Consider the following 25,768-nt stretch of genomic DNA (forward strand, 5'->3'; position numbering starts at 1 on the left):
CGGCGACCCGTGTCGGGCAGCTACAGCAAGGCGTCGATCAACCCACTCAGGTCACCTAGACGACGAGGCGTGTCGCCCCACGTATCGCCAGTGACCGCGATGTACCTGCCATCGGCGTACAACTCCACCGAGCCGCCATCCACCGACAGCCGCCGACCGCGCTCAAGGCGGCCGAAACCCCAGATGTGCAGGCCGTCACCGGACACCGAGCGCTCGATCCAGCAGCCCGGCGCCAAGTCGACCAGCCGGCGCGCCCAGCCGGCCAGCTGGCCGTCGACGATGCAGTGGTCCAGGTCGACGCAGGCGATGCCGTCGCCGTTCAGGACGAAGCCGAGCCCCGCGCCCGTAGTGCTCGACGCGGCTGCGCGGTGAGGCGACCAGGTCTGCGGGGCCGTGCTGCTCGCCGGCTGCCCGTCCACCGTCACCGGCACCTTGCGCTCGGTGCGCCGGATCCAACGCGCGCGGCTCGTCAGCTCGGACGGGATAGCCGGCACCGTCTTGCGTGCACGGCAGGCCGCGGTGCGGCAACGGCCGGAGCAGTAGCGGGCGTTGTGCGCGTGCCGGGCGCCGAGATGCTGGCCGCACGGCTCGTGCTCGCATCGCCTCGTCTTCATGCTCCCATTCTAACGAAGCTTGTAACGTCAATCCATGCTCTGACCTGCGGATATGTGACTGTTATAGTGCGGCCCGATGAGGGCCGGGACGCTGAGTGGCCGTCTGCCGGACCCGACCTCGCAGCAGACCGACCGGCACCCAGCAGGCCGCCACGCAGCTACCCAGGGGCCAGAACGGGGCAGATCCCCCAGACCCGTAGCCAGCCCCAGCCACAGCACCTCCCCGGGCTCCCAGGGGGTGGGGGGTGGGGGTGGGTGCCAGGGGTCCATGATCCGCTATGGCTGGGAAGATCCACACAGATTCGAGTCGATCAGGTCAGTCCCGGATGCTGCTCACGCGGCCTGGACTCAGTGACCTTGGTCCGGTTCGGTGACTGGTTGCCCTGCTGAGAGGTCTTTCTTCGGTGGCACCAGCCGCACAACGCTTGGAGGTTGCACGGTCTGTGGTCGTGCTTGTCACCGATGTGGTCCACGTCCGTCGCGTCCCGGCCGCACGTCTGGCATCGGTGGCCGTCACGCTCCAGGATCATCGGCCGTACCCGCGTGTACCAGTCCGGAGGGAGCTCTTCACGCCGGTTGCTGCCGGTCCAGCCCCCGCTCATTCGACATCGCCTTCGAACTCGTCTTGCGTCGACCGCTCGTTGTGAGAGTCCAGCGAGACGTCAGCGGTGAACCCGAATCCCTTGGTCGCATCGCGCTCCGGCGGAGCAACGGCCCGCAGCAGACTCACGGCCGTCGCACCCAGCTCATCCAGTGCAGTCCGGGTCGTCCGGGTGGACTCGGATTGGCTGGAGTCTGGAGTCGGCCCCTCCTGGGGTACGGGGTCCTCGCACTCGATCTCGACCTCGCGCAGGCCGTCGCTGAGGCGGATGCGCATGCATTCCCCTTCCCCCAGCCTGGGCTACTCCGCCTTGTCCACCCCGGTGGGCTCGCCGTTGACCATGGTGGCGAGGATGCGGGCCGCGCCTTCCTTCTTGGCGGGCACCGGGCAGAGCATGACCTGGCCGCCGTTCTCGATGGTGATGAACAGCTGGTTCATGTCCTTCTTCAACGCCAGGGCGAACAGGCCGGTGAGGAGAACTCGGGTTGCAGTGACGCGCTTCCCAGCCTCTTCCCCACGCTCGATGGTGATGCGCGCGCCCTCGACGGGGACAGGATCCTGGTTGGGTGCCCGGAACTGGCCGCCTATGACGGTGAGGCCGGCCGCGGCTGCTGCCGCGGTGATCTGGCGCTGCCTCTTGGCCGCGGCCTTCTCTTCGTCGCTCTTCTTGCCGAACACGATGCCCCCAGCGTTGCGCGGTTGAGGGGTCATGGTCGCAGAGAAGCGTCCGCTGCGTCAGCTGTTGGCCAGCTTGTAGGCGGTGAGCTTGAGTTCGGCGTTGTCGACGTCGATCTGGAGGGTGGTCCCGTAGTAGCGGACCGGGAAGGGCCCGATGCGGCGGGTCGCCGAGGTGGGGATGGACCACGTCTTCGCCGCGGTGGTCTGCCCGTCGATGGTGTTGGCGAAGCGCGCGGAGACGACTCGGGCGACTGTGGAGCCGCTGTTGCGGACCTCCAGCCACACGTAGCCGTCGTTGGCGACGCTGTGGTTGTTGGTGGCGTCGCCGTTGACTTCGGTGGCGGGTGCGACGCCGCTGCGGGTGATCTGCGTGACGGGGATGTCGACGCGGGGCATGGGCGCTCCTAGATGACGGAGAGAACTCCTGCTTTACGGACGATGTCCTCGGCGCCGAGCGGGTCGACGTGCACCCAGACCTTGTAGTCGCCTGCTGCGAGGACGGTGTCGGTGCCGGGGCCGATGAGGAGGACCGCGACGCCGTCCTCCCAGGCGGCGGTGGACCATTCGCCGCTGGCGGGTGGATCGCGGTGGGCGACGACGGCGATCTGCACCGGCACTCCGGCGAGGTCGATGCCGGCCGGGGCGGTGACGGGGACGTGCAGGTACTCGGTGCTGGTGGAGGCGATCACCACGGTGCGTCCACCTCCCAGCCACTGTCGTGCGGGGCGCCGAGGGCTGCGGCCCACCGGCTGAAGGGGGCGCCGACGGTGACGTCGATGTCGTCGCCGTCCGGGCCGGCGTAGGCGCTGGCGAAGGGCTGGGCCATGGCGGTCTCGGCGGCGAGCGTGAGCGGCTTCGCCTTGCGGGCCGCGAGAGCAAGGACAGTGCCGGCTTCGTGGGCTGGCCCGAGGGCGAGCGTCCTCCGCCCCGTGAGGGGTACCGCCGTTTCGACGGCTGCCGCGAGGGCGAGCAACTGCGTCTTGACGCCGGCGAGGGGCCGGCTGGTGTCGCTCTCGCTAGCGGGCCCGAGGGCGCCGCGCGCGGTGAGCTGCTCGGCCGTCTCGCTGGCGCCCGCAGGGACGAGCGGGCTGACCTTCCTGCCCGTGAACGCCTGCGCACTGCCAGCCGCTTGTGCAGCAGCGAGCGGCCGACTCTTCGCGGATCCCAGAGAGCGCGCCTGCTCCGTCACGCTGACCGGGGCGAGCGGCCACGCCTTCGCGGATCCCAGCGTTCGCGCTTCGCCGGCCGCACCCGCCACGCCAAGCGCCTGGCTCTTGCGACCGGCCAGGGCCTGGGCGGCTTCCGAGGATGCGCTCGGGTTGAGCATCTGCCGCTTGGCCCGTGCGAGCGCCTGCGCGGCACTGGTGCCGGTGGCCGTGCCGAGCGCCCGGACCTTCATCCGCTGCAGGGCCTGCGCCGTCCACGTCGAGGATGCGAGCGTCAACGGCGTGCTGCTGCCGCCGGCGGTGGCCGGGCCGATCCAGTCGGTGTCACCCCAGGCGACGTCGTCGACGTTGATCGAGTAGCTGGTGGTGGACGTCAGCAGGCCGACTCGCACCCGGTCCATCGCCGTATTTGTACCGGTGTTCAGGCCGGTACCCTGCAGTGTCTCGGTCGCGCTGGTGGCGTCCGGGGAGCCGAGGTAGCAGCGGCATTCGACGGAGCCGGCCGTCGTACTGGCGACGGCCTTCAGCTCCAGCCGGAACCAGGCGTTCAGCGGCACGGACGCAGTAGACGTCGCGGTGAGGCTGCCCGAGGCGTACAGCAACCCCACCTTGCCGGTGGAGTTGATGCGGACGGTGGCGACGATCGTCGACCCCGACATCAGCCGCACCGCGTTCAGGTTCGAGCCCGGATTCGCCGTCAGGTAAAGGTAGGCGCGCGCGTACAGGGTGGTGCCGGAGATCCCGGACGTCCACGACAGGTAGGGCATGCCGGCCGTCGCCCCGGTGGCGATACGCGCCGACACCGTGCCGTGCGCGGCCCTCGCCGTGTCGTACTCGACGGTGTTCGAGTCGAGGTTGACCAGCGACCAGGCATCCCCGGACGTGCCGCCGCTGTTGCCGGTGGTGATGCCGACGCCAGTGCTGCCGCCCTCGAACGTGTTGCTGAGCTTGGCCACGGCTCATCCCTCGGGGGTCAGGCCGCGGAGGAGGCCCGCGCGAAGTCGCTGATGGTGAGCGTGAAATCCGACCCGTCCGGCGTCAGCGTCACGTCGTGCTTGGTGAGCGGGACGAGGTTCGCGTCGGTGCCGGTGGTGGTGTCGGAGTCGTAGCAGATGACGACGGCGCCAACCGCGTTGCCGGTGGCCGCAGTCCAGGTGACGTCGGCACAGTCGATGGCGACGCGGTCGTTCGTGTCGTCGACCGTGACCGTGACGCCGGTGAGGGTCTTGCGGCCCATCGTCGTCTGCTCGTTGGTCGCGCCGGCGAGCAGGGCCTGCAGGTCGTCGTAGTCCCGCATCACCGAGTCGGCGACGAGGCCACTCGATTCCAGCGGCACCATGACGAGAGCGTCGTTGGCTTCGGGCAGGGAGGCCAGGTGGGCGACCCGCCCGAGGGCGATGTTGAAGACGATGTTCCCCATCGTCGGCTCCTCTGCTTCAGGCCCCGCCGTCCGTGACGGGGTGGCGCGGACGGCGGGACGATCAGGCGGCCTCGTAAGTGGCTGCGAAAATGTCGGGCTTGCAGGGGTAGAACTCGCCCTGCACGCCCCGGATGATGAAGTCACCGAAATCAGCCAGCATGACGCCTTCGAGAGTGTCGATCGCCAGTTTGACCGGGGCGCCAAGCGGGACGCCATCTGTGTGGATACGCGCCGATGCGCCGATCCATCGCTTGATGCTGTCAACGGTCTCCGGCGTGAGTTGGCGAGCCTCGATCTCGACGGGCTTCTTGCGGAACTTGGGCACGGGGGCTCCTCGGATCAGGCGGCGCGGGCCGCTTCGCGCTCGGCGAGGATCCGCTTGACGTCGTCGAGGTCGGGCCGGTTGTACAGGGCCGGAATGCCGCGGCCTTGGCTAGGCAGCGCGGCTTCGAGGAGCCCCCGGTGCACCCATTGCCGGATGGTGGACTCGCTCACCTCGGCGTACACGGCAGCCTGAGATGGCGTCAGCAGGTCTTTGGCGTAGAGGTCGTAGAGGCGGCTCATCACACCCCCTGACATGCAGAAACCCCCGCCGGTGTCTGGCGGGGGTCTGTGAGTTGCTGAAGGCACAGGTGTACCTACGCGCTTAGTGTTACAGCAGCTCAGGGGCTATTGCAAGTGAATCCGATCAGCGATTGGTGTCGTCGTCCTTGCGCGGCTTCATGCCGTCACTTTCCACTGCGGGTTGTCGGGGCAGACTCACAGGCCGCGGTTCAGCTGAAAGTCACGCTCATCGCGCAGCCGCTGATCGTCTTCCCCGCTTCTTCGTGCGCGGTCTGGTGCGCTTGGTCCTCGACGGTGTCGCAGACGAGGCGGCCGTCCCGGGTGAGGGTCCATCCGCAGGTGGGGTCTCCCCACTTCTCGGTGACGATGTCGATGACGGCCTGCTCGGTTTCGGCGTGGGGCGTGGATCCGTCGCTGGTCTCGCTGGTGCCGCACAGGTCGCACACGGCTTCGAAGCAGGTGATCTGTCGGGTGGCCATGTCTACTCCTCGCGGTCGCGGTCAGATTCCCTTGGCGAGGTGCTTGAGCCCCTTGGGGAGCCGTTTGCCGGCGTCGATGACGGCCTGGTTGAGCCGCAGGTACTCGGGCGTCTCGTGCGTGATGCCGGTGGCGGCCTCGCGGGCGGTGTTGTCGTACAGGTCGGCCTGGGCGCGGCGGAACGCGGCGAGGAGCGCGTTCTCCTCCGCGTAGGTGCGGAGGTCTTCGGCGGTGGGCTTGGGCATGGTGGTCTCCTTAGAGGTTGCGGTTGTGGGCGAGTTCGGCGGCGCGGTCGAGGTAGCGCGCGGCGAGCCAGGGGGTGGCCCGGTTGTCGTTCCAGGCGGGCACGGATTCGGCGTGGGGGAAGTCCCGGCGGATGGCCTCCAGAAGGACGGCGGCCGCGCCGTCGGCCTGGTCGCGGCTGCCTGCCTCGGCGCGGACGGCTCCGAGGAGGCAGGCGGCGCCTTCCTCGTCGCGGAGGGCTCCGGTGCACCAGCCGCCGGTTTCGAGGCGGACGCGGGCCCGGTGCAGGGTGCGGGCGAGCGGGGTGCTGTAGGGGCAGGGCGCGGCGGCCGGGGCGAGGACGGGGGGGGCGTCGATGTGCGGGATGGGGTCGGCGCCGGGCAGGTGGGCGATGCGGACCTCGTGTTCGACGGCGGCTTGGTCGAGGCGGACGGTCATGGCGGCGTCGATGAGGGCGAGGCGGGCGTCGAGGTCGAGGACGGGCACGGTGGGGGTTGCGGTCTGGCGCGTCTGCGTGATCATCTGGCTGTGCCCTTCTGCGCGTGAGCGCGCTGGGTGGAAGGGGCGCCCCTGGTCGCTTCCAGGCATTCGAGGGGCGCCCCGGCTTGGTCATCGGCCCCAGCGCCGCTTCTTCGGGTCGGAGCCGTCGCGGACGCGCTTCTCCAGGCCGCGGAGTTCGGCCTCGTCGAGGACGGCCTCGTAGCCCTTGGGGAGCGGGCCGGCGACCTGGGGGGCGCGGTCGGCGACGTTGCGGACGTTGCGGGGCCGCGTGTCGGTGACGGGGCCGTAAAGGCGGCACCAGGTCTCGGCGGAGTAGTCGCCGTCGGTGCAGGGGGTGCCGGTGATGGGGAGCCGGCGGGTGAAGACGACCTCGGTGTAGAGGTAGGGGTCCTCGTAGGGGGCGATGTTGCGGGCGACCTTCATGACGGCGTAGTAGGGCTTGCCGAGCTGCAACTGGCGGGCGAAGCGCTTCGAGTCGCCGGGCTTCCAGATCTTGGGCATGGGTGAGGCTCCGTTTCTGGTTTGTGGTGGTTTGGTGGGTGGTCGGACCCCGGTCGGTGCCGTTTTTGCGGTGGTATGCGACCCGGTCGGGGGAAGGAGCGCCCGGTCGGTCGACCATGCTGATGCGTGATGCGACCGGGTGCCATATCCGCTCATACCGGGGCGAAACCATGTGTCGACTGGGTCTCGACCGGGTGGTTTGCCCTACTTCCCGAGAGCCTCGGCGAGCTGCTCCCGGGTGTAGCCGTTCGGGTTGGCCATGCCGTCGAGCGGGCCAAGCTTGCGGGTGTTACCCGCGCCCGGCCGCAGCTGCGCCTGCATGGCAGCAGGGGTCAGATCGCGGTAACGCAGTCCGCGGTGAAGCTGGAGAAGCTCGAACAGGCGTTGGGTGCGGATGCGGTCGACACCGTCGTGGTCCATGACCATGAGGCAGTCGGCGAGCAGCGTCTTGTGATCGGCAGCCGCCTCTTCCTGCTTGCCGTATTCGGCGGCGAACCCGGTCAGAGTGCCGGCCTCGATGCGCAGCTGGCGGCCACGCAGGCAGATCTCCCGGAACTCCGGGATGGTCATGAAGTCGGTCTTGAGGGTGACGTGCCCCTCCTCGCCGCCCTGGTCGAGGACGACGACGCCCTTCTGGGCGTCGAGCAGCATGTGCGGGGCGGCTCCGGCGGCGACGGCGTCGTCACCGAGGACCATCCGGGAGCTGGCGGCCCCCTTGACGCGGAAGCAGGCCCGCTTGCGGCACACGTCGCGGAGCATGGTCGGCACGCTGGTGGCGTCCGGCCGCTGGGTGATGAACAGGCCCATGCCGCCCACGTACCGGGAGACGCGCACGAAGCGGGCCATCGTCTCGACGAGGACGTCCTTGCCGTTGCGCCCGCGGTCCTTGCTGTCCGGGTCGTCATCCGTCTTGATCTTCATCATGGCGGCGGCGTCCAAGAGTTCCTGCAGCTCGTCGACGATCAGCAGGGTCAGGCCGCGCTTCCACTCCTTCGCCAGCTCGGGGGTGAGCTTGCCCTCGGGGCAGCGCTCCGGGTGCTCCTCGGAGAGCTGCTCCAGGCGCTCGCCGATCTGCTGCATGTCGGCGATCAGTCCGTTGAGCAGGTCAAGGAAGGCGAGGATCTTCCCGGGGGTGTTCCCGGCGACGTAGGAGTGGGCGAACTGCTTGGTGCCGACCCAGTCGGGGCCGGCCTTCCCCGTGGCGACGTGCACGGTCATGTACGGGTCGAGTGCGGCGGCGGCGGCCACCAGACGGGCCAGGAACGACTTGCCGTAGTCGGGCAGCCCTCCCAGCAGGATGGAACACCAGACCAGCTCAAGGGCGTGCCGGCCGCCACGAGCGTCGGTTCCCAGCGGCACCCCGTACTGCCAGAAGTCCAGGCGGTCCGCGGTGAGCAGCGGCGACGGCACCGGCTTGGAGCCGTAGGGGTTGGCCTCGTTCGCCACCCACAGGACGACCTGCCCCTCGTGCCCTTCCTCGGATGTGTCGGCTCGCATCTCGATCTGCGACTTCTTGATCCGCATGGAGGAGGCGAGCTCTTCGGCGCGGGAGGTCGCCGCGGACGCCTTCATGCCGCGGGGCAGTTCGACGGTGGCGGTCCATCCGGGTCCGGCGGGCTGGATGATGCCGGCGAGGTGGGTTTCGTCGCGCTGGGCCTCCGTGATGATCCCGGCCTTGACGAGGGCGGTGACGAGGTCGGCTTCGCCTCGGATGTGGGCGGCGTCCCGTACCGCGGCGACGATGCCGTCTCCTGCGGGCAGGTCTTCGCTGTCGGCGGGCTTGCGGCCGTGGAAAGCGCCGAGCCCCCACGCGCCGAGGCCGGCGAGCAGGTCGATCCACAGACTGCCGGTGACGGCACCGAAGCCGACGCCCCCCGCGACTGCCCCGGCGACGCCGGCTGTCTTGCCGGTGTACGTGAGCCGGTGCTTCTTGTACTCGGCGCGCAGGTCGGCTCGCCGCTTCTTGGCGCTGGCCTCGGCGTGCATGTCGCCGACGGCTTCCCGAACGGCCTGACTGGCGGTATCGATCATCTGCGGGTAGTCGTCGCGGAAGCCGGCGATCCAGCGCTGGCCGAGCTGCCGGTAGCCGCGGAAGGTGTGCGGCAGCAGGGCGATCTGGGCGACCCGGTTGGTGCGCTCGGCGACCTTGCGCATCGAGGTGACCGGCTTCCGGCTGGCCTCCTCGTCCTTGAAGACGGGCGTCTCGATGGGCGGCGGAACGAGGGTGAGCGTCGCCCTCTCGTCGGGCAGCGGCATGGCCATGGCAGTCAGTCCTTCTTCCCGATCGTGCGCTCAAGCTGCGCCTGCTTGCGGGCGATGTCGGAGTACTTCGGGGCGTCACCCGAGCGGCGCACGCCGCGCACCTTGGGGCCGGTCTTCGAGCCCCTCCCGGAGGTGGGGGGTAGATGTGGAACACGCTGGGCGTTCACGGTCTTGCTGAGGGTGTTCACGGAGCGACTTTCGCGGGCCAGCTCGACACGCTTGGCGTTCGCGTTGCGGGTGCGGATGATGTCGACGGAGTCGCCCGGCTCGCAGCCCTCGATGTCGACGTGGGCGCGGATCCAGATCGGCTCGGTAACGGTCGTCTCGCCGAGCGCGGCGGCCAGCTTCAGCGCGTGCTTCCACACCTCGGGGAAGTCGTTGGACCGGTTCTCGGCAAGCTTCTTGAGCCGGTCGGCTTCGGCCTGCTCGGCTGCCGCCTGGACGGCTGCTCGTCGCTTCTCTTCGGTGGCCTTCCATGCCGCCGCGGCGCGCTCCGCCTTACGCTTCGCGCGGCGCTGCCGCAGCGACAGCCTCCCTTCGCGCTTGCGGAGCTGGCCGTGCTCGTAGAGGTCGTAGACGCCGGGCCCGGCGATCGACGCGAACGCGGTTCCGATCGCGGTGGCCGGGTCGAAGGCGTTGAGGCCGTGCCACAGGTTGATGCCGGCGGCAATGAATGCGAGCAGCCAGGCGATGAGCCGGTAGTGCCAGTGGGGGCGGTGGCTGATCGCGGCGGCTCGGGCGCCCTTCAGGACGACCCACGCTCCGCCTTCCAGCATGAGCGGCGCGGCGAGCAGCCACAGGGCGTTCGGGTTGTAGAACGCGGCGATCTGTACGGGCAGCGCGACGATCGAGCAGACGGCGTAGAACCGCAGCGCGTAGTTCCGCCATTGCTCCTCTGCGGCGGCGATCTCGGCGGCCTTCTCAGCCTCGGCCTGCTCCTGTGCGGCGACCTTCTCCTCCGCCTCGCGGGCGGCCTGCTCCTGCTCCTTGCGTTCCCGGTTGTGCTTCGCGATGCGGGCGTCGCGGGCGGCCTGCTCCTCGCGGGCCCGAGCCTCGGCCTTGTCGTTGACGATCTTCTGCTTGCGGGCCTCCTCGGCCGCCTTGATCTTCTCGGCTTCGGCCTTGCCCTCGGCTTCGATGCGGATCGCTTCGGCTTCGGCGGCGGCCTTGATCCGGGTCGCCTCCGCCTCGGCCAGGGCGCGCGGGTCGAACCGCGGCTCAGTGCCGTTGATCTTCTTCTCGACGGACACGGCGGTCACGGGTGATCAGTCCTCTCGGATTCAGGCGGTGCGGGCGGGGGCGGGCCGGTGCCTGAGCCAGGCGATGACGCCGGCGGCGAGGAGCGCGGGCCCGGGGATCAGGCCGATGACGGTGGCGGCGCCGGCTGCGGCGAGCGCGATCGGGGTTGCCGCGGCCGGCCACACGCCGACGACGACGAGGGCCAGGGCCAGGAGCGGCCAGCGAAGCTTGCGGATCATGACGACCTCACTCGGGTCGGAACGGATGGGGTGGAGTGGGTGGCGCCCCGGGCCGGATTCGATCGGGCACCTCGCGGCTTGGCCGGGGCTGGGTGGGTCAGCGGCCGAGCCGCCTGGAGTACTCGGCCTGCCGGCGGGCTTCGGCAGCAAAGCCCTCCCTCTCTTCGGCCTTGGTGTGGTCTCCGGCGCGGCGGGCCTTCTTTGCCGCCTTCTCGGCGTCCTTGGCGGCGCGGAGGTTGCCGGCCTCGGTGGAGAAGTTGGGGGGCTTGCGACTGAACAGGGCCACTGCGGGCTCCTCTCGGTGGGTGGCGGAACGCTGAGCGGTTCCCCTCACCGCCCGTGCAGGGGATAGCCGGGCGGATCGGGCAGCCGTCAGGCCGCGGCGGGGTAGTCGAATCCGTCGAGCTCGGCGAGCAGGCCGGGGTCGGCGGCGAGGCGGATCTCCGCCACCCGGCGCCGGTCCCCGCGCCCGACGGCGGCGGCGTACTCGGCGAACAGGTCGGAGATCGACAGCGCCGTGGGGATCAGCGTCACCGTGCGGGCGTGACGGCCCAGGTCGGTGGCGGCGAGATCGGCGTCGAACAGGAACGGGGACATGGCAGTGGTTCCTCACTGGTCAGGTGGGGCGGGAAAGGAATGGGGTGGTCAGGCGGCGGGGCAGGGCAGGGCGCGGCACTTCTCGGCGTGGGACTGGGCCCAGGCGCGGGCGTATCGGCCGTAGCAGCTGTCGATCAGGCCGCTCATCGCGCTGGGGAACAGCCCCTCGAACTGCTCGCTGGCCTGGTCCGGGCAGCCCTGGCAGCGGGCGGTGACTGTCACGTCGATGATGTTTTTCGGGCGCAGTTGGACAGAGAGGCCATTGCCGATCGGCATGATTCCGCTCTCGCCTTCCACGCGTTCGACGCTGACGGCGGTGATGTCGACGTGCGCGCCGCCGACGGTGAGGTAGCGGGCGATGACACCCTCGGGCCAGGTCGCGGGCTGGGTGGTCTGGGTGGTGGAAGGCATGGCTGATCTCCTCGGCTGGTCAGGCTGGGATGGGGTTGGGTGCCGCGCCGGCGGGACGAGGGGGTCGGGAACCGCCGGCGCGGCGGTCTGGGGGGCTAGCGCTGCTGGGTGAGGAGGTCGGCGGCCTGCTGCTCCGTCACGGCTGCTCACCACCCTCGCCGAACATCTCCAGCAGCTGCTGGAGCGCCACCTCCAGGCGTCCGATCGTGCGGGCCATCGCCCTGTCGTCCGACATGTCCAGCTGCTGCGCGTTGACCAGCTCGTGGCGGGCCGCGTCAATTCGGCAGCGGTCCGACTGGTTCAGCTCGAAGCGACCCATCACGCCACCTCCACGATCACGAGGAAGCTGTCGCTGTCCAGGTCCATCACGGCGCGGGCGGACTGGCCCTGCTCGCGGAGCTGGGCCGCCTTCTCCTCCGCCGGCCACGACCCACGCGGGTGCGACGCCGAAACCCGGTCGACGACCGTGCGGGCGCTCATCGGGCCCCCTCCACGAGGTGCAGCTGGCCGGCGTTCGCGAGCAGGGCGTGCATCCGGGCCCGCTCCCCCTGCGCCTCGTACAAGGCGTCGAACTGCGCGGGGGTCATGTCGTGCCCGTCCATCCGGCCCAGGCGGGCGATCGTCTCCGAGCAGACGCCGTAGCGGATGACGGCCTTCTGGATCTCCGGGGCCACACGGACGTAGGACGCGGCCTCGTGGGCGAGGACGTCGGCGACGCTGCGGTCGGCGAACGCCGACTCCAGGCGAGCCAGCGCCTCGGCGGCGGCCGGGGGCAGCAGGGCGGTGCTCACGCGGCACCTCCCGGCATGCTCGCGATGAGGTCGCGGACGGCGGCGAGGCGGGCGACCGGGTCCTGGCCGGCGGGGACGATGACGTAGCGGCGGCCGTCGGGCGATTCCACGGCCCAGCAGGCCAGTCGGGCGGCGAGGTCGTCGTCGACGTCCATCAGCTTGTCGAGCGGCGCCTCGACCATGAGGATGCCGTGCTCGGCGAGGAGGGCGGCCAGCGTGTCGCGGGCCTCCTGCTCGTCGGCGAGCCGCTCGAACTCGGCGAGCCGGTCACGGGCGGCGGCAACCATCTCGCGCAGCCGGGCCGGCGTGACGTCGGCGATGTCCGACAGCTGCGGGTCGGTGGAGGCGACGAGGGACAGGGCGCCAGTGTCGGCGTCCGCCATCACCTCGGCGTCGAGGGTGAGCGACAGCGAGCGCTCGGCGGGCAGGGTGGTGCAGGTAGACTGCGGCGTATCCATGAGGCGACCTTTCAGAGCTTCCTCGTGGTAGGGCCGGCCTGCGAGGTAGGAGTCGCGGTGTCCGGCCCGATCTTCTTTTGTGCAGCGCCCGCGGACTGGGTCCGATAGGAGTGGGCACAGCTGATAGGCCACGAAGCGGTGCGCTTCGCGTCTAATTTGTTGCAGGACCACCATGGCACGGGCGCGGCTTCCGCTGCAACATTTTGGACGAGATTCCTTGTGACGCGTCTAGTCGGTAGACGCGCTGGCGTGAGAACATGCAGGACATGGCAGCGAAGACCTCGACACCCACAGCCGCTCAGATGGCAGCAGCACTCCGCAAGGTCGACAGGGCGGCCGCTGCCCACGAGAAGACGCGCCAGCTCCTCGAAGAGGCGGTGGCTGAGGCTCGCGACGTCGGCCATTCGCTGACGGTCGTATCTGAGCACGCTCGATACAGCAGGGAATGGGTACGGAAGGCGACCGCCCGCGTCAAAGACGAGCAGGACACCGCACTCCGGGCGGGCGACGAGATGGACCATGCCCCTGAGTGAATCCCGCCGGCCACGCTGTCGCCATGACCGACCGATGCAGCGCCGATGCAGCAGGAGTGCAGCCGCAGTGCAGGACGCCTTAGATGATCAGGCAAAGGGGCGATCGTGGACATCGTGACGTGGACGGGCCGGACCGCATGCGCTCTACAGCAGGCCCTCCGCATGACGAATGACGCCTTCGCCGATCACCTCGGCGTGGGCGTCCGCACGGTGGCCAGCTGGCACGCGTCGCCGGACATCGTTCCCCGAACCGAGATCCAGTCCGCTCTGGACACCGCCTATGAGAGGTCGACCGCATCGGTGCAGCGCCGCTTCAGCCTCCTTGTCCGCCCCGCCCCAGCCGCCGTCGAGGCGCAGGCCCTACGCGTGGCGATCGCCGTGGTCCTCCGCGGGGACGATGTCCTGCTCGTCTGCCGGCGCGGCGACGGCGAGATCCGCTGGCAGTTCCCGGCCGGCATGGTCAAGCCCGGCGCCGACGCGGCCACGGTCGCCGTCCAGGAAACCCACGGGGAGACGGGCGTGCACTGCGCTGTCCGCGAGCAGTTGGGCGAACGAGTCCACCCGAAGACCGGCGTGGTGGCCTCGTACTTCCTCGCCGACCATCTGGCGGGCGAGGCAACCAACCGAGATCCGCTGGAGAACGTGGACGTCACCTGGGCTCCCCGTTCGGCACTGACCCGCTTCATCCCCGCCGACCAGATCTTCCCGCCCATCCTGAACGCCTTGGAGGTTGCCGCATGACGACCGAGACGAAGACCGAGAAGCCCGGCATCTCCGCCGCGATCATCACCGACAACGGACGGGTGCTGATGGTCCGTCGCCGCGTGAAGGAGGGCGAGCTCAGCTGGCAGTTCCCGGCCGGCGGCATCGAGGACGGCGAGTCGCCGGAGCAGGCCGCGGTCCGCGAGACGCTCGAGGAGACCGGGCTCAAGGTCGAGGCCACCAGCCTGATCGGGCAGCGGATCCACCCGAAGACGCAGCGGGAGATGAGCTACACAGCCTGCACGGTGGTCGGCGGGGAGGCGCACGTCGCGGACGCCGAGGAGCTCGACGCGATCGCCTGGGTGCGGCTGGAGGAGATCCCGCAGTACGTGCCGTACCCGCTGTACGAGAAGGTGCAGGCGTACCTGGACGGGGCGCTCGCGTGACCGTGCGGATCAACGAGGCGGTCGCGGAGGCGTTGGACGCGGTTGGTGATGACCCGGTGTACGACTCGGCTCGCCGGCTGCTGCTGAACGCGGAACGCCTGCTACGGAGGGGCTCATCGACGGAGGCCCGGCGGGCGCTGGATGCGGCACTCGCCGAGCTGGACGCCACCTGCCCCCTGTAGCCGGACATGCGTGAAGGGCCCGCACCCGGGTGGGTGCGGGCCCTTCGTCGTTCAGCGTCGTCGCGGCGGCCCGTAGGGGCTTTGCCAGGCGGGCCGGTCTCGCGGCGGGTCGGGTTCGGCGCAGTCGTTGCAGCCGACGGCTTCAGGCAGGTGCCGGAAGGCCTCCGCCGCCTCGGTGGCAGGCTGCGCCAGCTGACTGAGGGCTTGCTTGAGGACGTCCAGGATGTGCTGGGCACGTCGGGCTCGCCCTGCCTGCACTTGGGCGATGTACTGGCAGAGCTCCTCCCATCCGAACGTGATCTCGGGCGCGATGGCGGTCGGGTCGATGGTGACCTGCTCGATGCTCAGGTCGAGGACCCCGCGGACTTCCTCCCAGCCGGGGGCGTCGGGTTCGGTGCCGGCGGGCGCGACCCAGAGGCGGGGTGCGGCGTACTCCTCGGGCTCGGGCGCGGGCTGGCTGCGCATGGCGTCGTCGCTGACGGTCCAGTCGTGGAGCGTGTTGTCGATCTGGTCGAGGATGTCGTCGGTGCGCACGGTCAGGGCTCCTTGGGCGGGTTGCTGGTTCTCATGATCGCCCGGCAGTCGAGGTTGTCGGCCTCCATGTCGATGGCGGCTGCGGCGGTCCGCAGGTCGCATTCGGGCTCGTCGGCGAGGTTGCGGCAGGATTCGGCGATGGCCCGCAGCAGGGCGACGACGGCGTCGGCGCCGAGGTAGGCGTGGCCGTCGGTGGCGGTGACGAGGGGCAGCCGGTCGGTGGCGTGGGCGGTCACAGGAGTCCTTGCTGCCGGAGTCGCGCGCGCCGGATCCTGGACTGGTCTTCGTCCCATCGCTTCCAGTTGCGGGCCTGTCGCATGGTCGGCGTCATGTTGCGCTGCCACGGCTGGTGGGCTTCTTTGCCGCTGCCGTTGGGGGCAGGCAGGTAGCTGACGGTGCCGTCGTCGGTCCACACGTAGTTGCCGGTGCGGTGCATTCCGTCGTGGCGTCGCTTGAGGGCGCACCGCCAGCTGCGGTAGCCGCCCCCTTGGCCGGGAATGCCGGTCTTCTGGGGGCGGTCGTTGCAGTAGCCGGCGAGGTGGGCGAGGAGGTCGTGCCAGCGGTTTTGCGAGCGGTGGATGGCGATCCATGCGCGGCCGGGGAGTTTCATGCGGGTCCTTCAGTGTCGTCGGGGCGCGTGTCGATGACGAAGCTGCTCCTCGGCAGTGGCCGTACAGGCGCAGCAGCAGCCGCAGTTGCCGGTGGGTTCCGGCTGGCCCGTGACGGCGGCGTGGGCGATGTCCTCGGGGCCGGCCCACGGGTGCGGGGCGGGCGGGTCGTAGCACTCGCCGTACATGCAGGGCTCGCAGCGGGTCGGGCAGACGATCGCCGGGGCTTCGCCGCACAGGGCGGCGAGGAGGTGGGCGGCGATCTCCGGGGTGGGCTTCTCGCTCACGCGGCTCGCCTCCCGGCGTAGGGCAGGCGGGTGAGCTCGGAATGCCCGTATTCGGCGCCGCAGGCCCGGCAGATTTCGCTGCGGGTGTCGAGGGTGAAGCGCACGGTGGCGCCGCAGCGGCAGGTGACCGGCACTTTGATCGGCGGCTTCTCGGCCCCGGTGGCGGTCTCGGCGCGGCGTTTGACGTGGTGGATCTCGTCCGCGAAGTCGGAGAAGGCGGGGTGATGGGCGGCCGCCCAGGCGAGGTTGAAGCGAAGGGTCTGCACGGCATGGTCGACGCGCCGCTGGAGGGTGCCGCCCTCGTCGACGGTGGCCCGGCCGTAGAACTCCCAGTCGCGGACCCAGCCTTCCAGCGCGCTGATGATCGGCCCGCGTTCGGTCATGAGGTCGAGGACTTCGATCCGCACCGGGAGGGGTGCGGTGCGGCTGCCGGAGACGACGGGCCCGCCGGTGCTGCTGCCGGGGCGGAGGCTGGCGGAGAGGCGGGCGTACAGCCCGTCGGGGCCGGCGATCGTCTGGAGGGTGTGGTCGACGCGGTCGGTGCAGGGGCGGCAGGTTGCCTGCTCGTCGGCGTAGAGGTCGCGGTGGCAGACGCAGCACTGCATGGCGGGGCTCCTCGGTGCGGGGCGTGCGGGTGCGGGGTGGGGCGGCGGGTTAGAGGTAGTGGCCGGTGGGGACGGTGTCGGCGGTGTAGAGGCCGTAGACGCTGGCCTCTTGGCCGCGGAGGTCGGAGAGTTCAGCGCGGCGCAGGTCGGCCGGGGTGGGGGTGCGGCGGGTGGGCTGGCAGTCGGTCCAGACCGGGTCGCAGACGGCGGGCGGCTGCTCGGGGAGGGCGTCGTCGAGGGTGAGCTGACGGCCGGTCATCGCTCGCCCGTCTTCTCGCCGTCCCACCAGCGGCGATCATCGGCGGCGCATTCGGCGACGGTCGGGCCGGCGTTGTGGACGGGAGGCGGCTGGTCGCCGTCGATGGCGCGAATGGTCGGGCAGGGCCAGCATTCGCCGTGACAGCCGCGGCAGGGGGCGCTGTGGGCGCCGTCGTGCCGGCACCCGAGCGGCTTCCACGACCAGTCGCTGGCGGGGCGGTGCACCTCGCGGACGCGGTTGATGGCGTCGAGTTCGGGCTGGATGGCGGTGTGGACGGCGGCGGCGATGTCGTCGGGGTAGCCGGCGGGGGTGTCGCGGATGGCGGCCGTGATGCGGGCGAGGATGGTGGGCGCCTTGTGGGCGGGCTGGCCGGTGTCGGTCACGATGGGCCTTCCTGGGGGCTGAGGATCGGTTCTGACGGCCTTTCGGCCGGGGGTTGGGGTGCTGGGCCACGGGGCGGCTGTTCGGCCGCCTGTGGCCCGCTGCGGGTTGTCGACCCGTCAGGCGACCGCTCGGCTCGGATCGCCTGAGCGGCCCTGTGAGCCCCTGGCGGCATCCCGGACGTCCCGAACGCCGCACGCGGGCTGCCGGGCGCTCTGGCGGCCGTCTGGCGGCTCCTGAGGGCTCATGCCGCATCCCGCTGTCGCTCCGGGATCCGGATCTGGTGCACGCCCAGCTCCCCCACCGCGAGCGCGATCGCCACGGCGTTGGCCCGGTCACGGGCACCGAGGACTTGGAAGATCTCGGCGAGGTGGCGGTTGACGGTGCGTTCGTGGATGGCGAGCAGCCGGCCGATCTGGGCGTTGGTGTGGCCGTTGGCGACGAGCACCAGGACGTGGCGGCGGCGTGCGGTCAGGGTGTTCACGTCCGCCTCCCGGGTCCGGGCCGGCGGACACGCCCGTTCACGTCGAGGAGCCCATCAGCGCGGGCCAGCAGCCGCAGCGCCCGCCGGAGGACGGACCGCCAGGGTTCGCGGCGGCGGGCGTAGGCGGCGAGGATCGCGGCGCTGCCGTCGTCGGGCTGCCACTGCAGCGGATGCCGGGTCACCGGGCCTGCCCCGTATACCGGTAGCCGGTGCTGGTGGGGCGGAAGCGGTCGAGGCGGATGCGACTCTGGCGGACTCCGGGCAGCGGGACCGGTTCGCCCGCCGGCGTAAGTGCGACCTGCCGCACGGTGGCGTGCGTTTCACCGATCGACTCGATGAGGAGCAAGCGGCCTTCGCTGCGCGGGTCGTTGTCCTGCCAGAGCTGGCCGGCGGCGGGGGCGGGGGTGGTCATGGGGTTCCTCCGGGGTCCAGCGGTACGGTGGGCGGACGCCCGGCTGGATACGCGCCAGCCGGGCGGCGGCATGTCACGGGGCGGGGGTGTCGTCCGCAGCAAGGAACTCGCGGACCTTGCGGTCGGCTTCGCCGCTGCGGGCGTCCCGCTTGGCGAGCTGGTTGATCAGGTAGCGGCGCTGCTGCTGGAGGCGGCGAACCTCGGCGAGCAGGGTTCGGACGTCCTCCGGCGCGTGGGCGATGAACTCGGCATCGGCCTGGACCTGCGCCCAGTCCTCCTCGGCCGTCCACTCGGCGTGGGTCGGGTCGTTGTCGAGGGGTTCCTCGTCGAAGCGGGCGATCGTCCGGCGGGCGGTGTATCCGGTACCGGTGTCCTTGAGGTCGGCGGCGACCTCGATGAGGCTGTCGCCACCGAACTGGTAGACGCCCCACGGGCCTCGGGTGGCAGCGGTGTGGCGCGCTTGGATCTCGTCGAGCTGCTGGGCGGTGAGCGGTGTGGTCACGGCGGGTCCTTCGGGTGAGGCCGCGTCAGGCGGCGGAGTGGGTGCGGGAGTCGGTGCAGGGCGGCGGGGTGGGGCTGGTGGCGGCGGTGCCGCACGGCCACGCCCCGGGACGGGCGGTCAGGCGGCGTCGCGGAGCGCGACCAGGAGCCGTTCGCGGTTGGCGGCCTGCTGGGCAGGGCTGGTGGGCATCCGGTCGGGCCGGTAGTCCCTGACGCGGCCGGTCGGGACGGCTTCGGCGTACAGCCGGCTGAGCTTGTCGGCGGGCGGCATGCGGAGTGCCTGCCGGGCCCGGGCCACCGTGGACGGGTCGCAGCCGAGACGGCGGGCGATCGAGGCGTTCGTGTGGCCCTCGCGGATGAGGGCGGCGATGTCGGTGCGGATCTTCATGCGGCGGTCTCCTGGGCTTCCTGGTAGCGGCGGGCGTGGACGGTGGCGTGCGGCAGCGGGGCGCCCTCGAGGTGGCAGCGCTCCCCCGGCGTGGCCTGGCAGGTGGGGCAGCAGGCGACGGTCTGCGCCCAAGCGGCGAGCCGCTGCGGATGCGGCTCGGGCAGCGTCTTGTCGCGGGTGCGGAGGTGGCAGCGCTGGTCGGGTCCGGCGCCGCAGTGCGGGCAGGTGATGCCGCCGACGTCGCGCCGCCGGCCGCTGGGCCACTCCTTGACGACGATCGTCCCGAGGCGGGCTTTGCCGTCGGCGATCTGCTGGCGGAGTTGGGCGCGGAGGCTTCCGTTGCGGCGGGCGTCGCGGATGGCGGCAACCTCACTGGGCTCGGGTTTCCAGTCGGCGGCGGTCACGATGCGGCCTCCTCACCCTGGACGCGGGCGAGGTGTCGGGCGGAGGCAGCCTTGCGGCGCTCGATCTCTGCCTGCTCGTCCGTGGCCCCACCGTTCTGGCGGGCGGTGTGCGGGCCGCGCTCCTTGCCCCCGGGCGTCCGGCAGGGGCGGCCTATGGCGGCGCTGCAGCTCGGGCACTCGGTGCCGAGCGGGCCGGGCCGCTTGACCGCGGCGACTTCATTGGGGACGTCGCGGCCAACGCCGGCCAGCAGTTGGGCGATCGGCCGCTTCTTCATCTCCAGTCCGTCAGCAGCCCGGGTGCGCAGGCCGCGGAGCGCCGACAGGTAGGCCTGGACGTCGTCCGGGTCGGCGTCCGGGATGTCGGCGGAGAGGCCGGGGCCCTGGTAGCCGTCGGCGCGGGCGTCGCGGATCTTTCGGATCTCGTCGATGATCTCTGCGGGGCTGACGAACGGCTGCCGGCGAGCGACCGCGGCGGCTGCGGCGCGAGCATCGGCGAGGGCGAAGTCCGCGAGGACGTCGTGCCAGGCGTCGGGGGTGTACGAGTCGAACTTCTGCTGGGGGCAGAGGGCGCGCACGTATCGGGCAAGAACCACGGTTTCGTCGGGGGTCATCAGGACTCCTGCTGCATACGGGCCTTGGCGCGGGCCATGGCGCGGTCGAAGAGGTCGTCGCTCTCTTGCTGCTGGCGGCTGAGAGGCAGCACTTCGGCACCGACGGCCGAGGGAAGGGCTGCTACGCCGTCGGGAAGGTTCGGCATGTCGGACCAAATCCGCGTGAGGTAGCGGGCGGTCTGCGGCGGGTCGGCGGGGTTCCAGCGGCGGCGGGCGAAAGCGACCATCGCTTCGACGCTGGAGCGCTTGATGTGGGCGTGGACGGCGAACCACTCGGGCTCGGAAAGGCGCCAGCCGACGATCATTCCTGCAGCGGTCATCTGGTCGACCAGGTCGCGCGCGAAGTCGGGGACCTGGGGTCCGAGCGCCGAGGTGGCCGCGCCCTTGCTAGCAGGCTTCTCCGTAGGAGAAGCGGTAGGGGACGGGGGCGGGACGGGGGTGCCGTTACTGACGCCGTTAGTAACGGTGGGCGTAACGGCGTTACGCAGCGTCTCTCCCTGGCTCCGAGTGGCAGCCTTCTCGGCTTCCTTCTCTGCCTTCTTGCGGTCCCTCCATGCCTGCTGACGTGCAGCGTTAGCCTTGCGCTCAGCCTGCACCTTGGCGCGGTCGGGGTTGTACTCCAGGAAGTCGTGGATCCGCCAGCCGCCATCTACGCGGTCCCAAAGTTGGCGGTCTTCGAGCTCCTTTGCTGCCGCCTTCATGCCGCGAATGTGCGCGACTACGCGCAGTTCCTCGTCGCGGATGAGGCCTTCGGTGAGGTTCTCCGAGGCCCAGCAGAGCGCCGAGACGTACAGCCGGAAGGCGCGATCGGAGAGCAGCGCCACCTTGCGGTGTGACGGGAAGCGATCGTCCAAGCGGACCCAGGGCATCGGTGCTTCTTTCCTAAGGCGGGGTCGGTGGTCAGTTGCCGAGTTGGGCTTCGGCGCAGGTCTTGTGGGAGGGGCGGCCGTCCTTGTCGCGGAGGCGCGTGAGGCCGCTGCAGTAGCGGCACGGCATGTCGAGCGCGGCCCAATGGGAGCTGGCACGCCAGTCGAGGTGCGGGCCGCGGTGAATCTCGATGCGCGGTCGCGCCCGGCAGGTGGGGTCACGGTCCGATGAGCCGCTGGCCGGCTTCCGCGGCTTGGGCCCTTCCGGTCGGACGGAGCGGCCGATGGTGTCCTCGTATCGCTCGAGCTCGACTGCCGTCGTCCAGAAGTGGAAGGTGGTGCGGAACTCCTTGACCCCGGCCTGCACGACCTCACCGGCGGCAACGCCGCGGACGAAGTCGTCGTAGGAGATCTGACGCACTGAGGAGACGGGGTGCCACTTACCGCACTTGCCGGTTTTCTTCGTCAGGCACGGGCGAGCTCGGCGCTCGTCGCACTTCTCCATTTCCAGGTAGCGGTAGCCGCCGCGGATGTTGAGGTGCTTGCCGTCTCGTATGGCGCGAGGCGGGAGGTTGCTGTCGGTGCGGGTCCAGGCGACCTCGTTCCGGTTGAACATCACCGCGTCGTCGGTGTGCCAAGCGGCGACGATGCCGTGGTCGAACGACGTCTTGTTGCGGCGGCGGATCGCGCCCTCGGGCTCGAAGGAGCGCTGGATCTCGAAGCCGGTCGGCAGGTCGGTGGCGCCGTAGACGACGACGTCGCTGCGGACTTTGCCGTCCTTGGTGCGGACCTCGGCTTCGGCGCGGTGACCGGCCTCGGTGGCGACGCGGACGGTGCGCTCCTTGTACGCCTGGTGTTCGGCGCTCTCGTTGGAGACGTGCCGCTTCTCGGCGGTCTTGGCTTCGTGGGCGGCGATGCGCTGGCCCTGCCGCTCGTAGACGTGCATCCATTCGACGTAGCCCTGGGCGCGGCAGATGCCGCCGCACTGCAGCTGGCGCCGGGAGATCGGGGTGCGCTTGTCGTTGAGCAGGAGTTCCCACAGGCCGGGGAGTTCGGGCCGACCGAGGTCGGGCTTGCGGATGTCGAGCTCGCCGAGCTCGGTGTGCCAGAGCAGGTGGTTGACCACGGTCGGCTCCTCTCTTCCTGGCTGTCGCGGATGGGGTGGTGGGTGCTGCTGGTCAGGGCCGGTCGCGCGGCCGGCACGGCGGGCTCACGCGGCGGTCGCCAGCTCGGGCTGGGCGTGCCGGTCGATGTCCTCGCCGGTGATCGCCTCGACGAGGGCGGCGACGATGACCTCGGCGCAGTTGGGGGTGACGGCGTTGCCGTACTGGCGGACCCGCTCGCGCTTGTTGCCGAGCACGATGTACTGGTCGGCGAAGGACATCGCGCGGCCGATCTCGTGGGGTTCGAGCATCCGGAAGAGGACGTCGTCGATGTCGACGTCACCCTTGACCAGCGCGTACTTGTCGCGGGTCATCAACGTGCCGATCGGCTCCCGCACCGTTCGAGCGTTGCCCTTGCCGTAGTAGGGGACGAGGAGGTGTTCCCAGGTGACGAGGGACTGGTGCCCCGTCGTCGTCATGGTGCGGAAGTGCTCGTCGGCCGGGGTGCAGTGCTCGCCGCCGTCGCCCTTGCTGCCGTTGTTCCGCATCACCATCGCCGCGGGGGCGACGAGGCCGTGGTGGTTGCCGGATGCGGTGACGGTGGCGAGGGACTCGCCGACGGAGCGGGCGACGGATCCGCCGCCGCGGAGTTCGGCGATGAACGGCAGCCAGGCGAGGCCGGTCTCGTTGCGGGCGGTCTGCGTGCGCAGCGGGTTGTTCGCCGAGGCGGCTTCCTTGCCGTCGCGGCCCTCGACGGGGACGAGGAGCGGCGGGACGGCGAGGCCGTGGTTTCCGCCGTCGGCGACGACCGTGGCCAGCGGCTGGGAGTCGGCGCGGATGACCCGGTTGCGGCCGGAGCGCAGCGGCACCAGGAACGGGGGGACGGCGAGCGCCTTGGTAGCCGTGGTCGTCTGGGTGGTGAGCGGGGCATCGACCGGCCAGGTGCGCACGCCGGGACGCCGCTCGAAGGTGTTGCCAGCCGCCTCCAGGGTGATCGGCTTGGCGAACTTGTCGAGGCCGGCCTGGATACGGGCGAGCGTCTTCTCCGCGAGGGGCTTGGCCCGGTCTCCGATGCGCTGGCCGGGCAGGCTCCAGTCGATCGCGACGGCGGCCGGGAGCGTCTCGGGCTCGACGATCTGGTTGCGGCAGGTGGTGTTGGGGCAGCGGTAGACGTACTGCTGCCGGTAGCGGCCCATGTCCCGGGCGGGGTCCTTGAACCGCTGGACGGCCTGCACCCACGTCTCGCAACCGGGGCACCAGGCGCGCGGCCGCAGCCACTTGTCCCAGTCGGGGGTACGGGCCAGGCTCTCGTGCCAGTAGGCGACGTACAGCCGGTCGCGGGACTGCGGCGCCTTGTGCACGGTGCGCGGGTCGGCGTGCATGCTGTTGAGGGCGATGACCCGGGTGCGGTAGCCGAGCTTGCGGATCTCGCCGAGCCAGCGGTCCCACTGGTCCCAGGCACGAACGTCGACGACGTTCTCGACGACGCCGGCCTTGACGAGGCCGCCGCGCTCGATGACGCCGCGCAGGTACATGGGGACTTCCTCCATGAGAGCGCGAGAGCGTTCGACTTCCTCGGACGGGCCGAACCCGTCGAAGAGGTCGCCCTGGAGCGAGGCGTCGAAGTCGCGCCGCTTGCCGCGGGCGACCGACCACTGGGGGCACTCCGGTGAGGCCCAGAAGATGTCGGTGACGGGCCACTTCTCCACCGGGGCCTCGCGGATGTCGCCGCGGTAGTGGTCGACGGTGGGGAAGTTCGCGGCGTGCGATTCGATCGCCCGCTCCCAGTGGTTCGCGGCGCGTTCCATGCGGACGCCGGGGATGGAGTGCATGCCCTGGCTGGAGCCGCCGGCCCCGCAGAACCAGTCCATGACGGTGAGCGCGTCGGTGTCGTGGCGGTACATCATGCGGCGGTCTCCAGGGAGTATTCGGGGTGGTCGCGGAGGGCGTGGTCGACGTAGTCCTTGCTGACGCCGAGGCGTTCGGCTGCGGCGGCCCGGTCGAGGCCGCTGAACCGCATCAGTTCGTTGGCGTCCTGGGCGACGATCTCCCGGCGGGTGACGCCGTAGAGGGGTTCGAAGTCCGGGTCGTCGATGACGTCCATCCGCTCCGCCCAGTAGGCGGGGGTGGGCCAGCGGTTGGCGGCGGCACGCTCACGGGCCTGCCTCACGAGGTGAGGTGCAACGCCGCCCCGTCCGGGCTTGCGGTTGCTGAACCGGTCGTAGACGTCGGCGATGAGGGCGCCGGTGTCGACGTGGATCCGCTGCTTGGCGAGGATGGCGCGGAAGTGGGCGGCCTTGTAGCCGAGCTTGCGGTCGAGCGTGCTGAGGGGCCAGCCGGCGGCAACGAGGGCCTGGAGGCGGCGGTGCGCTCCGGTGGGGTCGATGAACGTCGGGGTGGAGGAGCCGGGCGTGACCGCGAGGATCTTCTCGGCGACGCTGGGGTTGGTGCGGTACCGGCGTCCCCGCGCTCCGTTGCCGATGAAGTCGCGGATGGAGTGGGCGGTCATTCCGGCGAGCGCCGCGATGCGGTGGACGGTGTAGCCCTGGGCGAGGAGTCGCTCGATGTGGCGGCGGACTGGGGTGGCGTCGACGAGGTTGTCCCAGGTGCCGGCGGCCTGCCGGGCTTCACGGTCGTGGTCCCAGGCGGTGTACCGCTCGACGCATTCGGGGAGCCGGCACCGGTAGTCGGTGTAGCAGGTGAGGTTGCGGTGGTGGGGGGCTTCGCGGACGGCGGTGGTCACGGCTTCTCCTTCCGGGGCGGCTGCTGGCCGTCGACGACGGTGCGGACGGACTCGTTGTTGGCGTAGTTCTCGGCGATGCGGACGCCGTCGCGGGCGTGGCGTGCGGTGGTCTGCTCGTCGCGCCGGCGGGTGCGGTAGGCGCTGTAGAGGAAGGCGGCGGCCAGGCCGAACGTGAGCGTGTAGACGGCGAGGAAGAGGGCGTCCTGCATCACGCGGCCTCCGTCCGGTAGGCGGCGGTGCCGATCCACTGGCGGCACAGCGAGCGGTGGACGGTGGCCCGGCGGGAGGCGACGACCCCGGCGTGCTCGATCACCCCGGCTTTGGCGGCGGCCATGAAGGCGGCGCCCCAGCGGGCGTGGTGGTCGGGTTCGTCGACGAGGCCTTCGGCGATGAGGTCGGCGGCCTGGAACGGGGTGCCGCGGCGGGCCATGAGTTCTATGGCGGCGCGGCAGGCGGTCGCCCAGTCGGGCGGGGTGTTCGCGGCGGCGCGGGCGATGCCGTCGTGTTTCGCCGCCTCGCCGGCTGCGGCGGATGCGGTGCCTTGGGCGGCGATGGGGAGCTGGAGCTGGGTCATGACGCGCTCCCCTCGGCCGCGTCGAGCGTCTGCTGGCTGGTCTCACCCTTGGGGTGCGGGCACCGGATGGCGAGGTCGACCTCGGCCCGGTAGCGGTCCATGGCCATGAGCTCCAGCCGGTAGCCCTGGCGGATCTGCTTGTCGCGGTTGCGCTTGTTCGGCTCCAGGTGGCGGCGGGCCGCGTCCTCGGTGGGCAGGGCGCGGGATCCGTCGTCCATGGCCGCCATGACGACGCTGACGGCGCAGCCACAGGGGGCCCACTCGATCCAGCAGCAGTCGTGCAGAGGGACGGTCTGGTCGTTGAGGCGGATGAGAAGCTCGGGCATGGCGTGGTTTCCTTGTCGGGTGATGGGGCCAGCCGCCTTGCCCGCGGCTGGCCTCCG

At 70.8% G+C, this 25,768-nt stretch carries 48 protein-coding genes; 4 read left to right on the plus strand and 44 right to left on the minus strand.

The genetic code is table 11. The features are described 5' to 3' along the window. Positions 1 to 20 precede the first annotated feature (20 nt). From ACIRS4_RS22245 to ACIRS4_RS22355, 23 genes are all read right to left on the minus strand, one after another. Positions 21 to 614, minus strand: coding sequence for a DNA primase (locus tag ACIRS4_RS22245; RefSeq protein WP_404198586.1), 594 nt, complete (start codon positions 612 to 614; stop codon positions 21 to 23). Between the two features lie 598 nt (positions 615 to 1,212). After that, entirely contained in the window at positions 1,213 to 1,491 is a 279-nt protein-coding gene (locus ACIRS4_RS22250; RefSeq protein ID WP_404198589.1) for a hypothetical protein, read from the minus strand. Between the two features lie 24 nt (positions 1,492 to 1,515). After that, the gene (locus tag ACIRS4_RS22255; RefSeq protein ID WP_404198592.1) at positions 1,516 to 1,926 is read right to left on the minus strand and encodes a hypothetical protein; all 411 of its coding nucleotides are present in this window, start codon (positions 1,924 to 1,926) and stop codon (positions 1,516 to 1,518) included. A 24-nt stretch (positions 1,927 to 1,950) separates the two neighbouring features. Further along, positions 1,951 to 2,289, minus strand: coding sequence for a hypothetical protein (locus ACIRS4_RS22260; protein WP_404198594.1), 339 nt, complete (start codon positions 2,287 to 2,289; stop codon positions 1,951 to 1,953). A gap of 8 nt (positions 2,290 to 2,297) precedes the next feature. After that, positions 2,298 to 2,585, minus strand: a complete 288-nt coding sequence (locus ACIRS4_RS22265) for a hypothetical protein (RefSeq protein WP_404198597.1) — start codon at positions 2,583 to 2,585, stop codon at positions 2,298 to 2,300. Continuing rightward, on the minus strand, positions 2,579 to 4,015 hold the full coding sequence (locus ACIRS4_RS22270; protein ID WP_404198600.1) for a hypothetical protein: 1,437 nt from the start codon (positions 4,013 to 4,015) through the stop codon (positions 2,579 to 2,581). Before ACIRS4_RS22270 ends, ACIRS4_RS22265 begins: the two co-directional genes overlap by 7 nt. Positions 4,016 to 4,032: 17 nt before the next feature. Continuing rightward, on the minus strand, positions 4,033 to 4,479 hold the full coding sequence (locus tag ACIRS4_RS22275) for a hypothetical protein (protein WP_404198603.1): 447 nt from the start codon (positions 4,477 to 4,479) through the stop codon (positions 4,033 to 4,035). Between the two features lie 61 nt (positions 4,480 to 4,540). Further along, positions 4,541 to 4,804, minus strand: a complete 264-nt coding sequence (locus ACIRS4_RS22280; protein WP_404198605.1) for a hypothetical protein — start codon at positions 4,802 to 4,804, stop codon at positions 4,541 to 4,543. A gap of 14 nt (positions 4,805 to 4,818) precedes the next feature. After that, positions 4,819 to 5,058 (minus strand): helix-turn-helix domain-containing protein, encoded by a 240-nt coding sequence (locus ACIRS4_RS22285; protein WP_404198607.1) that lies wholly within the window; start codon positions 5,056 to 5,058, stop codon positions 4,819 to 4,821. Positions 5,059 to 5,252: 194 nt separating this feature from the next. Continuing rightward, the gene (locus tag ACIRS4_RS22290; RefSeq protein WP_404198610.1) at positions 5,253 to 5,522 is read right to left on the minus strand and encodes a hypothetical protein; all 270 of its coding nucleotides are present in this window, start codon (positions 5,520 to 5,522) and stop codon (positions 5,253 to 5,255) included. A 21-nt stretch (positions 5,523 to 5,543) separates the two neighbouring features. Further along, a complete protein-coding gene (locus ACIRS4_RS22295) occupies positions 5,544 to 5,765 on the minus strand; it encodes a hypothetical protein (protein WP_404198612.1) in 222 nt (73 codons plus the stop codon). A gap of 10 nt (positions 5,766 to 5,775) precedes the next feature. Beyond that, the gene (locus ACIRS4_RS22300) at positions 5,776 to 6,285 is read right to left on the minus strand and encodes a hypothetical protein (protein WP_404198615.1); all 510 of its coding nucleotides are present in this window, start codon (positions 6,283 to 6,285) and stop codon (positions 5,776 to 5,778) included. Positions 6,286 to 6,372: 87 nt separating this feature from the next. Next, positions 6,373 to 6,765: a hypothetical protein gene (locus ACIRS4_RS22305; protein ID WP_404198618.1), complete on the minus strand. Its 393-nt coding sequence runs from the start codon at positions 6,763 to 6,765 to the stop codon at positions 6,373 to 6,375. A gap of 204 nt (positions 6,766 to 6,969) precedes the next feature. Then, complete coding sequence (locus tag ACIRS4_RS22310) at positions 6,970 to 9,027, minus strand: hypothetical protein (protein ID WP_404198621.1); 2,058 nt, start codon at positions 9,025 to 9,027, stop codon at positions 6,970 to 6,972. A gap of 5 nt (positions 9,028 to 9,032) precedes the next feature. Then, the gene (locus tag ACIRS4_RS22315; RefSeq protein WP_404198624.1) at positions 9,033 to 10,286 is read right to left on the minus strand and encodes a cell envelope integrity protein TolA; all 1,254 of its coding nucleotides are present in this window, start codon (positions 10,284 to 10,286) and stop codon (positions 9,033 to 9,035) included. Positions 10,287 to 10,307: 21 nt separating this feature from the next. Further along, a complete protein-coding gene (locus ACIRS4_RS22320) occupies positions 10,308 to 10,505 on the minus strand; it encodes a hypothetical protein (RefSeq protein WP_404198626.1) in 198 nt (65 codons plus the stop codon). 97 nt (positions 10,506 to 10,602) lie between these two features. Continuing rightward, positions 10,603 to 10,791 carry a hypothetical protein gene (locus ACIRS4_RS22325; protein ID WP_404198629.1) on the minus strand — a complete coding sequence of 63 codons (189 nt, stop codon included), beginning with the start codon at positions 10,789 to 10,791 and terminating at the stop codon, positions 10,603 to 10,605. A gap of 86 nt (positions 10,792 to 10,877) precedes the next feature. Further along, positions 10,878 to 11,102: a hypothetical protein gene (locus ACIRS4_RS22330; protein WP_404198631.1), complete on the minus strand. Its 225-nt coding sequence runs from the start codon at positions 11,100 to 11,102 to the stop codon at positions 10,878 to 10,880. A gap of 48 nt (positions 11,103 to 11,150) precedes the next feature. Next, positions 11,151 to 11,513 carry a hypothetical protein gene (locus ACIRS4_RS22335; RefSeq protein WP_404198634.1) on the minus strand — a complete coding sequence of 121 codons (363 nt, stop codon included), beginning with the start codon at positions 11,511 to 11,513 and terminating at the stop codon, positions 11,151 to 11,153. 136 nt (positions 11,514 to 11,649) lie between these two features. Then, the gene (locus tag ACIRS4_RS22340) at positions 11,650 to 11,832 is read right to left on the minus strand and encodes a hypothetical protein (protein ID WP_404198637.1); all 183 of its coding nucleotides are present in this window, start codon (positions 11,830 to 11,832) and stop codon (positions 11,650 to 11,652) included. Further along, the gene (locus tag ACIRS4_RS22345; RefSeq protein ID WP_404198640.1) at positions 11,832 to 11,993 is read right to left on the minus strand and encodes a hypothetical protein; all 162 of its coding nucleotides are present in this window, start codon (positions 11,991 to 11,993) and stop codon (positions 11,832 to 11,834) included. The genes ACIRS4_RS22340 and ACIRS4_RS22345 overlap by 1 nt, the downstream gene beginning before the upstream one ends. Continuing rightward, on the minus strand, positions 11,990 to 12,304 hold the full coding sequence (locus ACIRS4_RS22350) for a hypothetical protein (protein WP_404198643.1): 315 nt from the start codon (positions 12,302 to 12,304) through the stop codon (positions 11,990 to 11,992). The genes ACIRS4_RS22345 and ACIRS4_RS22350 overlap by 4 nt, the downstream gene beginning before the upstream one ends. Next, the gene (locus tag ACIRS4_RS22355; protein ID WP_404198645.1) at positions 12,301 to 12,762 is read right to left on the minus strand and encodes a hypothetical protein; all 462 of its coding nucleotides are present in this window, start codon (positions 12,760 to 12,762) and stop codon (positions 12,301 to 12,303) included. Before ACIRS4_RS22355 ends, ACIRS4_RS22350 begins: the two co-directional genes overlap by 4 nt. A 266-nt stretch (positions 12,763 to 13,028) precedes the next feature. Between ACIRS4_RS22355 and ACIRS4_RS22360 the strand changes: the two genes are divergently transcribed. The 4 genes from ACIRS4_RS22360 to ACIRS4_RS22375 all read left to right on the plus strand — a co-directional run bounded on the left by ACIRS4_RS22360 (position 13,029) and on the right by ACIRS4_RS22375 (position 14,625). Continuing rightward, on the plus strand, positions 13,029 to 13,295 hold the full coding sequence (locus ACIRS4_RS22360) for a hypothetical protein (protein WP_404198648.1): 267 nt from the start codon (positions 13,029 to 13,031) through the stop codon (positions 13,293 to 13,295). Between the two features lie 105 nt (positions 13,296 to 13,400). Then, positions 13,401 to 14,036: an NUDIX domain-containing protein gene (locus tag ACIRS4_RS22365; RefSeq protein ID WP_404198650.1), complete on the plus strand. Its 636-nt coding sequence runs from the start codon at positions 13,401 to 13,403 to the stop codon at positions 14,034 to 14,036. Next, a complete protein-coding gene (locus ACIRS4_RS22370; RefSeq protein ID WP_404198653.1) occupies positions 14,033 to 14,443 on the plus strand; it encodes an NUDIX hydrolase in 411 nt (136 codons plus the stop codon). Before ACIRS4_RS22365 ends, ACIRS4_RS22370 begins: the two co-directional genes overlap by 4 nt. Then, a complete protein-coding gene (locus ACIRS4_RS22375; protein WP_404198656.1) occupies positions 14,440 to 14,625 on the plus strand; it encodes a hypothetical protein in 186 nt (61 codons plus the stop codon). Before ACIRS4_RS22370 ends, ACIRS4_RS22375 begins: the two co-directional genes overlap by 4 nt. 51 nt (positions 14,626 to 14,676) lie before the next feature. On the opposite strand, the gene ACIRS4_RS22380 is transcribed toward ACIRS4_RS22375, so the two are convergent. The 21 genes from ACIRS4_RS22380 to ACIRS4_RS22480 all read right to left on the minus strand — a co-directional run bounded on the left by ACIRS4_RS22380 (position 14,677) and on the right by ACIRS4_RS22480 (position 25,711). Next, positions 14,677 to 15,159, minus strand: a complete 483-nt coding sequence (locus tag ACIRS4_RS22380) for a hypothetical protein (protein ID WP_404198659.1) — start codon at positions 15,157 to 15,159, stop codon at positions 14,677 to 14,679. 2 nt (positions 15,160 to 15,161) lie between these two features. Next, on the minus strand, positions 15,162 to 15,395 hold the full coding sequence (locus ACIRS4_RS22385; protein WP_404198662.1) for a hypothetical protein: 234 nt from the start codon (positions 15,393 to 15,395) through the stop codon (positions 15,162 to 15,164). Further along, positions 15,392 to 15,769, minus strand: a complete 378-nt coding sequence (locus ACIRS4_RS22390) for a hypothetical protein (RefSeq protein WP_404198664.1) — start codon at positions 15,767 to 15,769, stop codon at positions 15,392 to 15,394. Before ACIRS4_RS22390 ends, ACIRS4_RS22385 begins: the two co-directional genes overlap by 4 nt. Before the next feature lie 9 nt (positions 15,770 to 15,778). Further along, positions 15,779 to 16,054 (minus strand): hypothetical protein, encoded by a 276-nt coding sequence (locus ACIRS4_RS22395; protein WP_404198666.1) that lies wholly within the window; start codon positions 16,052 to 16,054, stop codon positions 15,779 to 15,781. After that, positions 16,051 to 16,659 carry a hypothetical protein gene (locus ACIRS4_RS22400; RefSeq protein WP_404198668.1) on the minus strand — a complete coding sequence of 203 codons (609 nt, stop codon included), beginning with the start codon at positions 16,657 to 16,659 and terminating at the stop codon, positions 16,051 to 16,053. Before ACIRS4_RS22400 ends, ACIRS4_RS22395 begins: the two co-directional genes overlap by 4 nt. 49 nt (positions 16,660 to 16,708) lie before the next feature. After that, positions 16,709 to 16,918, minus strand: a complete 210-nt coding sequence (locus ACIRS4_RS22405) for a hypothetical protein (protein WP_404198671.1) — start codon at positions 16,916 to 16,918, stop codon at positions 16,709 to 16,711. Then, complete coding sequence (locus ACIRS4_RS22410) at positions 16,915 to 17,301, minus strand: hypothetical protein (protein ID WP_404198673.1); 387 nt, start codon at positions 17,299 to 17,301, stop codon at positions 16,915 to 16,917. The genes ACIRS4_RS22405 and ACIRS4_RS22410 overlap by 4 nt, the downstream gene beginning before the upstream one ends. Positions 17,302 to 17,543: 242 nt before the next feature. Next, entirely contained in the window at positions 17,544 to 17,783 is a 240-nt protein-coding gene (locus ACIRS4_RS22415; RefSeq protein WP_404198675.1) for a helix-turn-helix transcriptional regulator, read from the minus strand. Continuing rightward, positions 17,780 to 17,965, minus strand: a complete 186-nt coding sequence (locus ACIRS4_RS22420; RefSeq protein WP_404198678.1) for a hypothetical protein — start codon at positions 17,963 to 17,965, stop codon at positions 17,780 to 17,782. The genes ACIRS4_RS22415 and ACIRS4_RS22420 overlap by 4 nt, the downstream gene beginning before the upstream one ends. Then, a complete protein-coding gene (locus ACIRS4_RS22425; protein WP_404198681.1) occupies positions 17,962 to 18,195 on the minus strand; it encodes a hypothetical protein in 234 nt (77 codons plus the stop codon). Before ACIRS4_RS22425 ends, ACIRS4_RS22420 begins: the two co-directional genes overlap by 4 nt. Before the next feature lie 73 nt (positions 18,196 to 18,268). Then, positions 18,269 to 18,697: a hypothetical protein gene (locus ACIRS4_RS22430; protein WP_404198683.1), complete on the minus strand. Its 429-nt coding sequence runs from the start codon at positions 18,695 to 18,697 to the stop codon at positions 18,269 to 18,271. 117 nt (positions 18,698 to 18,814) lie between these two features. Next, positions 18,815 to 19,084: a helix-turn-helix domain-containing protein gene (locus ACIRS4_RS22435; protein ID WP_404198686.1), complete on the minus strand. Its 270-nt coding sequence runs from the start codon at positions 19,082 to 19,084 to the stop codon at positions 18,815 to 18,817. Beyond that, a complete protein-coding gene (locus ACIRS4_RS22440) occupies positions 19,081 to 19,488 on the minus strand; it encodes a hypothetical protein (RefSeq protein ID WP_404198688.1) in 408 nt (135 codons plus the stop codon). Before ACIRS4_RS22440 ends, ACIRS4_RS22435 begins: the two co-directional genes overlap by 4 nt. After that, a complete protein-coding gene (locus ACIRS4_RS22445; protein WP_404198690.1) occupies positions 19,485 to 20,099 on the minus strand; it encodes a hypothetical protein in 615 nt (204 codons plus the stop codon). Before ACIRS4_RS22445 ends, ACIRS4_RS22440 begins: the two co-directional genes overlap by 4 nt. Next, on the minus strand, positions 20,099 to 20,953 hold the full coding sequence (locus tag ACIRS4_RS22450; RefSeq protein ID WP_404198692.1) for a hypothetical protein: 855 nt from the start codon (positions 20,951 to 20,953) through the stop codon (positions 20,099 to 20,101). The genes ACIRS4_RS22445 and ACIRS4_RS22450 overlap by 1 nt, the downstream gene beginning before the upstream one ends. Before the next feature lie 46 nt (positions 20,954 to 20,999). After that, complete coding sequence (locus ACIRS4_RS22455) at positions 21,000 to 22,091, minus strand: hypothetical protein (RefSeq protein WP_404198695.1); 1,092 nt, start codon at positions 22,089 to 22,091, stop codon at positions 21,000 to 21,002. 84 nt (positions 22,092 to 22,175) lie between these two features. Then, the gene (locus tag ACIRS4_RS22460) at positions 22,176 to 23,975 is read right to left on the minus strand and encodes a DNA cytosine methyltransferase (protein ID WP_404198698.1); all 1,800 of its coding nucleotides are present in this window, start codon (positions 23,973 to 23,975) and stop codon (positions 22,176 to 22,178) included. Beyond that, entirely contained in the window at positions 23,972 to 24,811 is an 840-nt protein-coding gene (locus ACIRS4_RS22465; protein WP_404198701.1) for a hypothetical protein, read from the minus strand. Before ACIRS4_RS22465 ends, ACIRS4_RS22460 begins: the two co-directional genes overlap by 4 nt. Then, positions 24,808 to 25,023, minus strand: a complete 216-nt coding sequence (locus ACIRS4_RS22470; protein ID WP_404198704.1) for a hypothetical protein — start codon at positions 25,021 to 25,023, stop codon at positions 24,808 to 24,810. Before ACIRS4_RS22470 ends, ACIRS4_RS22465 begins: the two co-directional genes overlap by 4 nt. Beyond that, positions 25,020 to 25,385, minus strand: a complete 366-nt coding sequence (locus ACIRS4_RS22475; protein ID WP_404198707.1) for a hypothetical protein — start codon at positions 25,383 to 25,385, stop codon at positions 25,020 to 25,022. The genes ACIRS4_RS22470 and ACIRS4_RS22475 overlap by 4 nt, the downstream gene beginning before the upstream one ends. Further along, positions 25,382 to 25,711, minus strand: coding sequence for a hypothetical protein (locus ACIRS4_RS22480; RefSeq protein ID WP_404198709.1), 330 nt, complete (start codon positions 25,709 to 25,711; stop codon positions 25,382 to 25,384). Before ACIRS4_RS22480 ends, ACIRS4_RS22475 begins: the two co-directional genes overlap by 4 nt. Positions 25,712 to 25,768 lie beyond the last annotated feature (57 nt).

This window comes from Streptomyces sp. NPDC101166 (assembly GCF_044768125.1).
GTDB lineage: Bacteria > Actinomycetota > Actinomycetes > Streptomycetales > Streptomycetaceae > Streptomyces.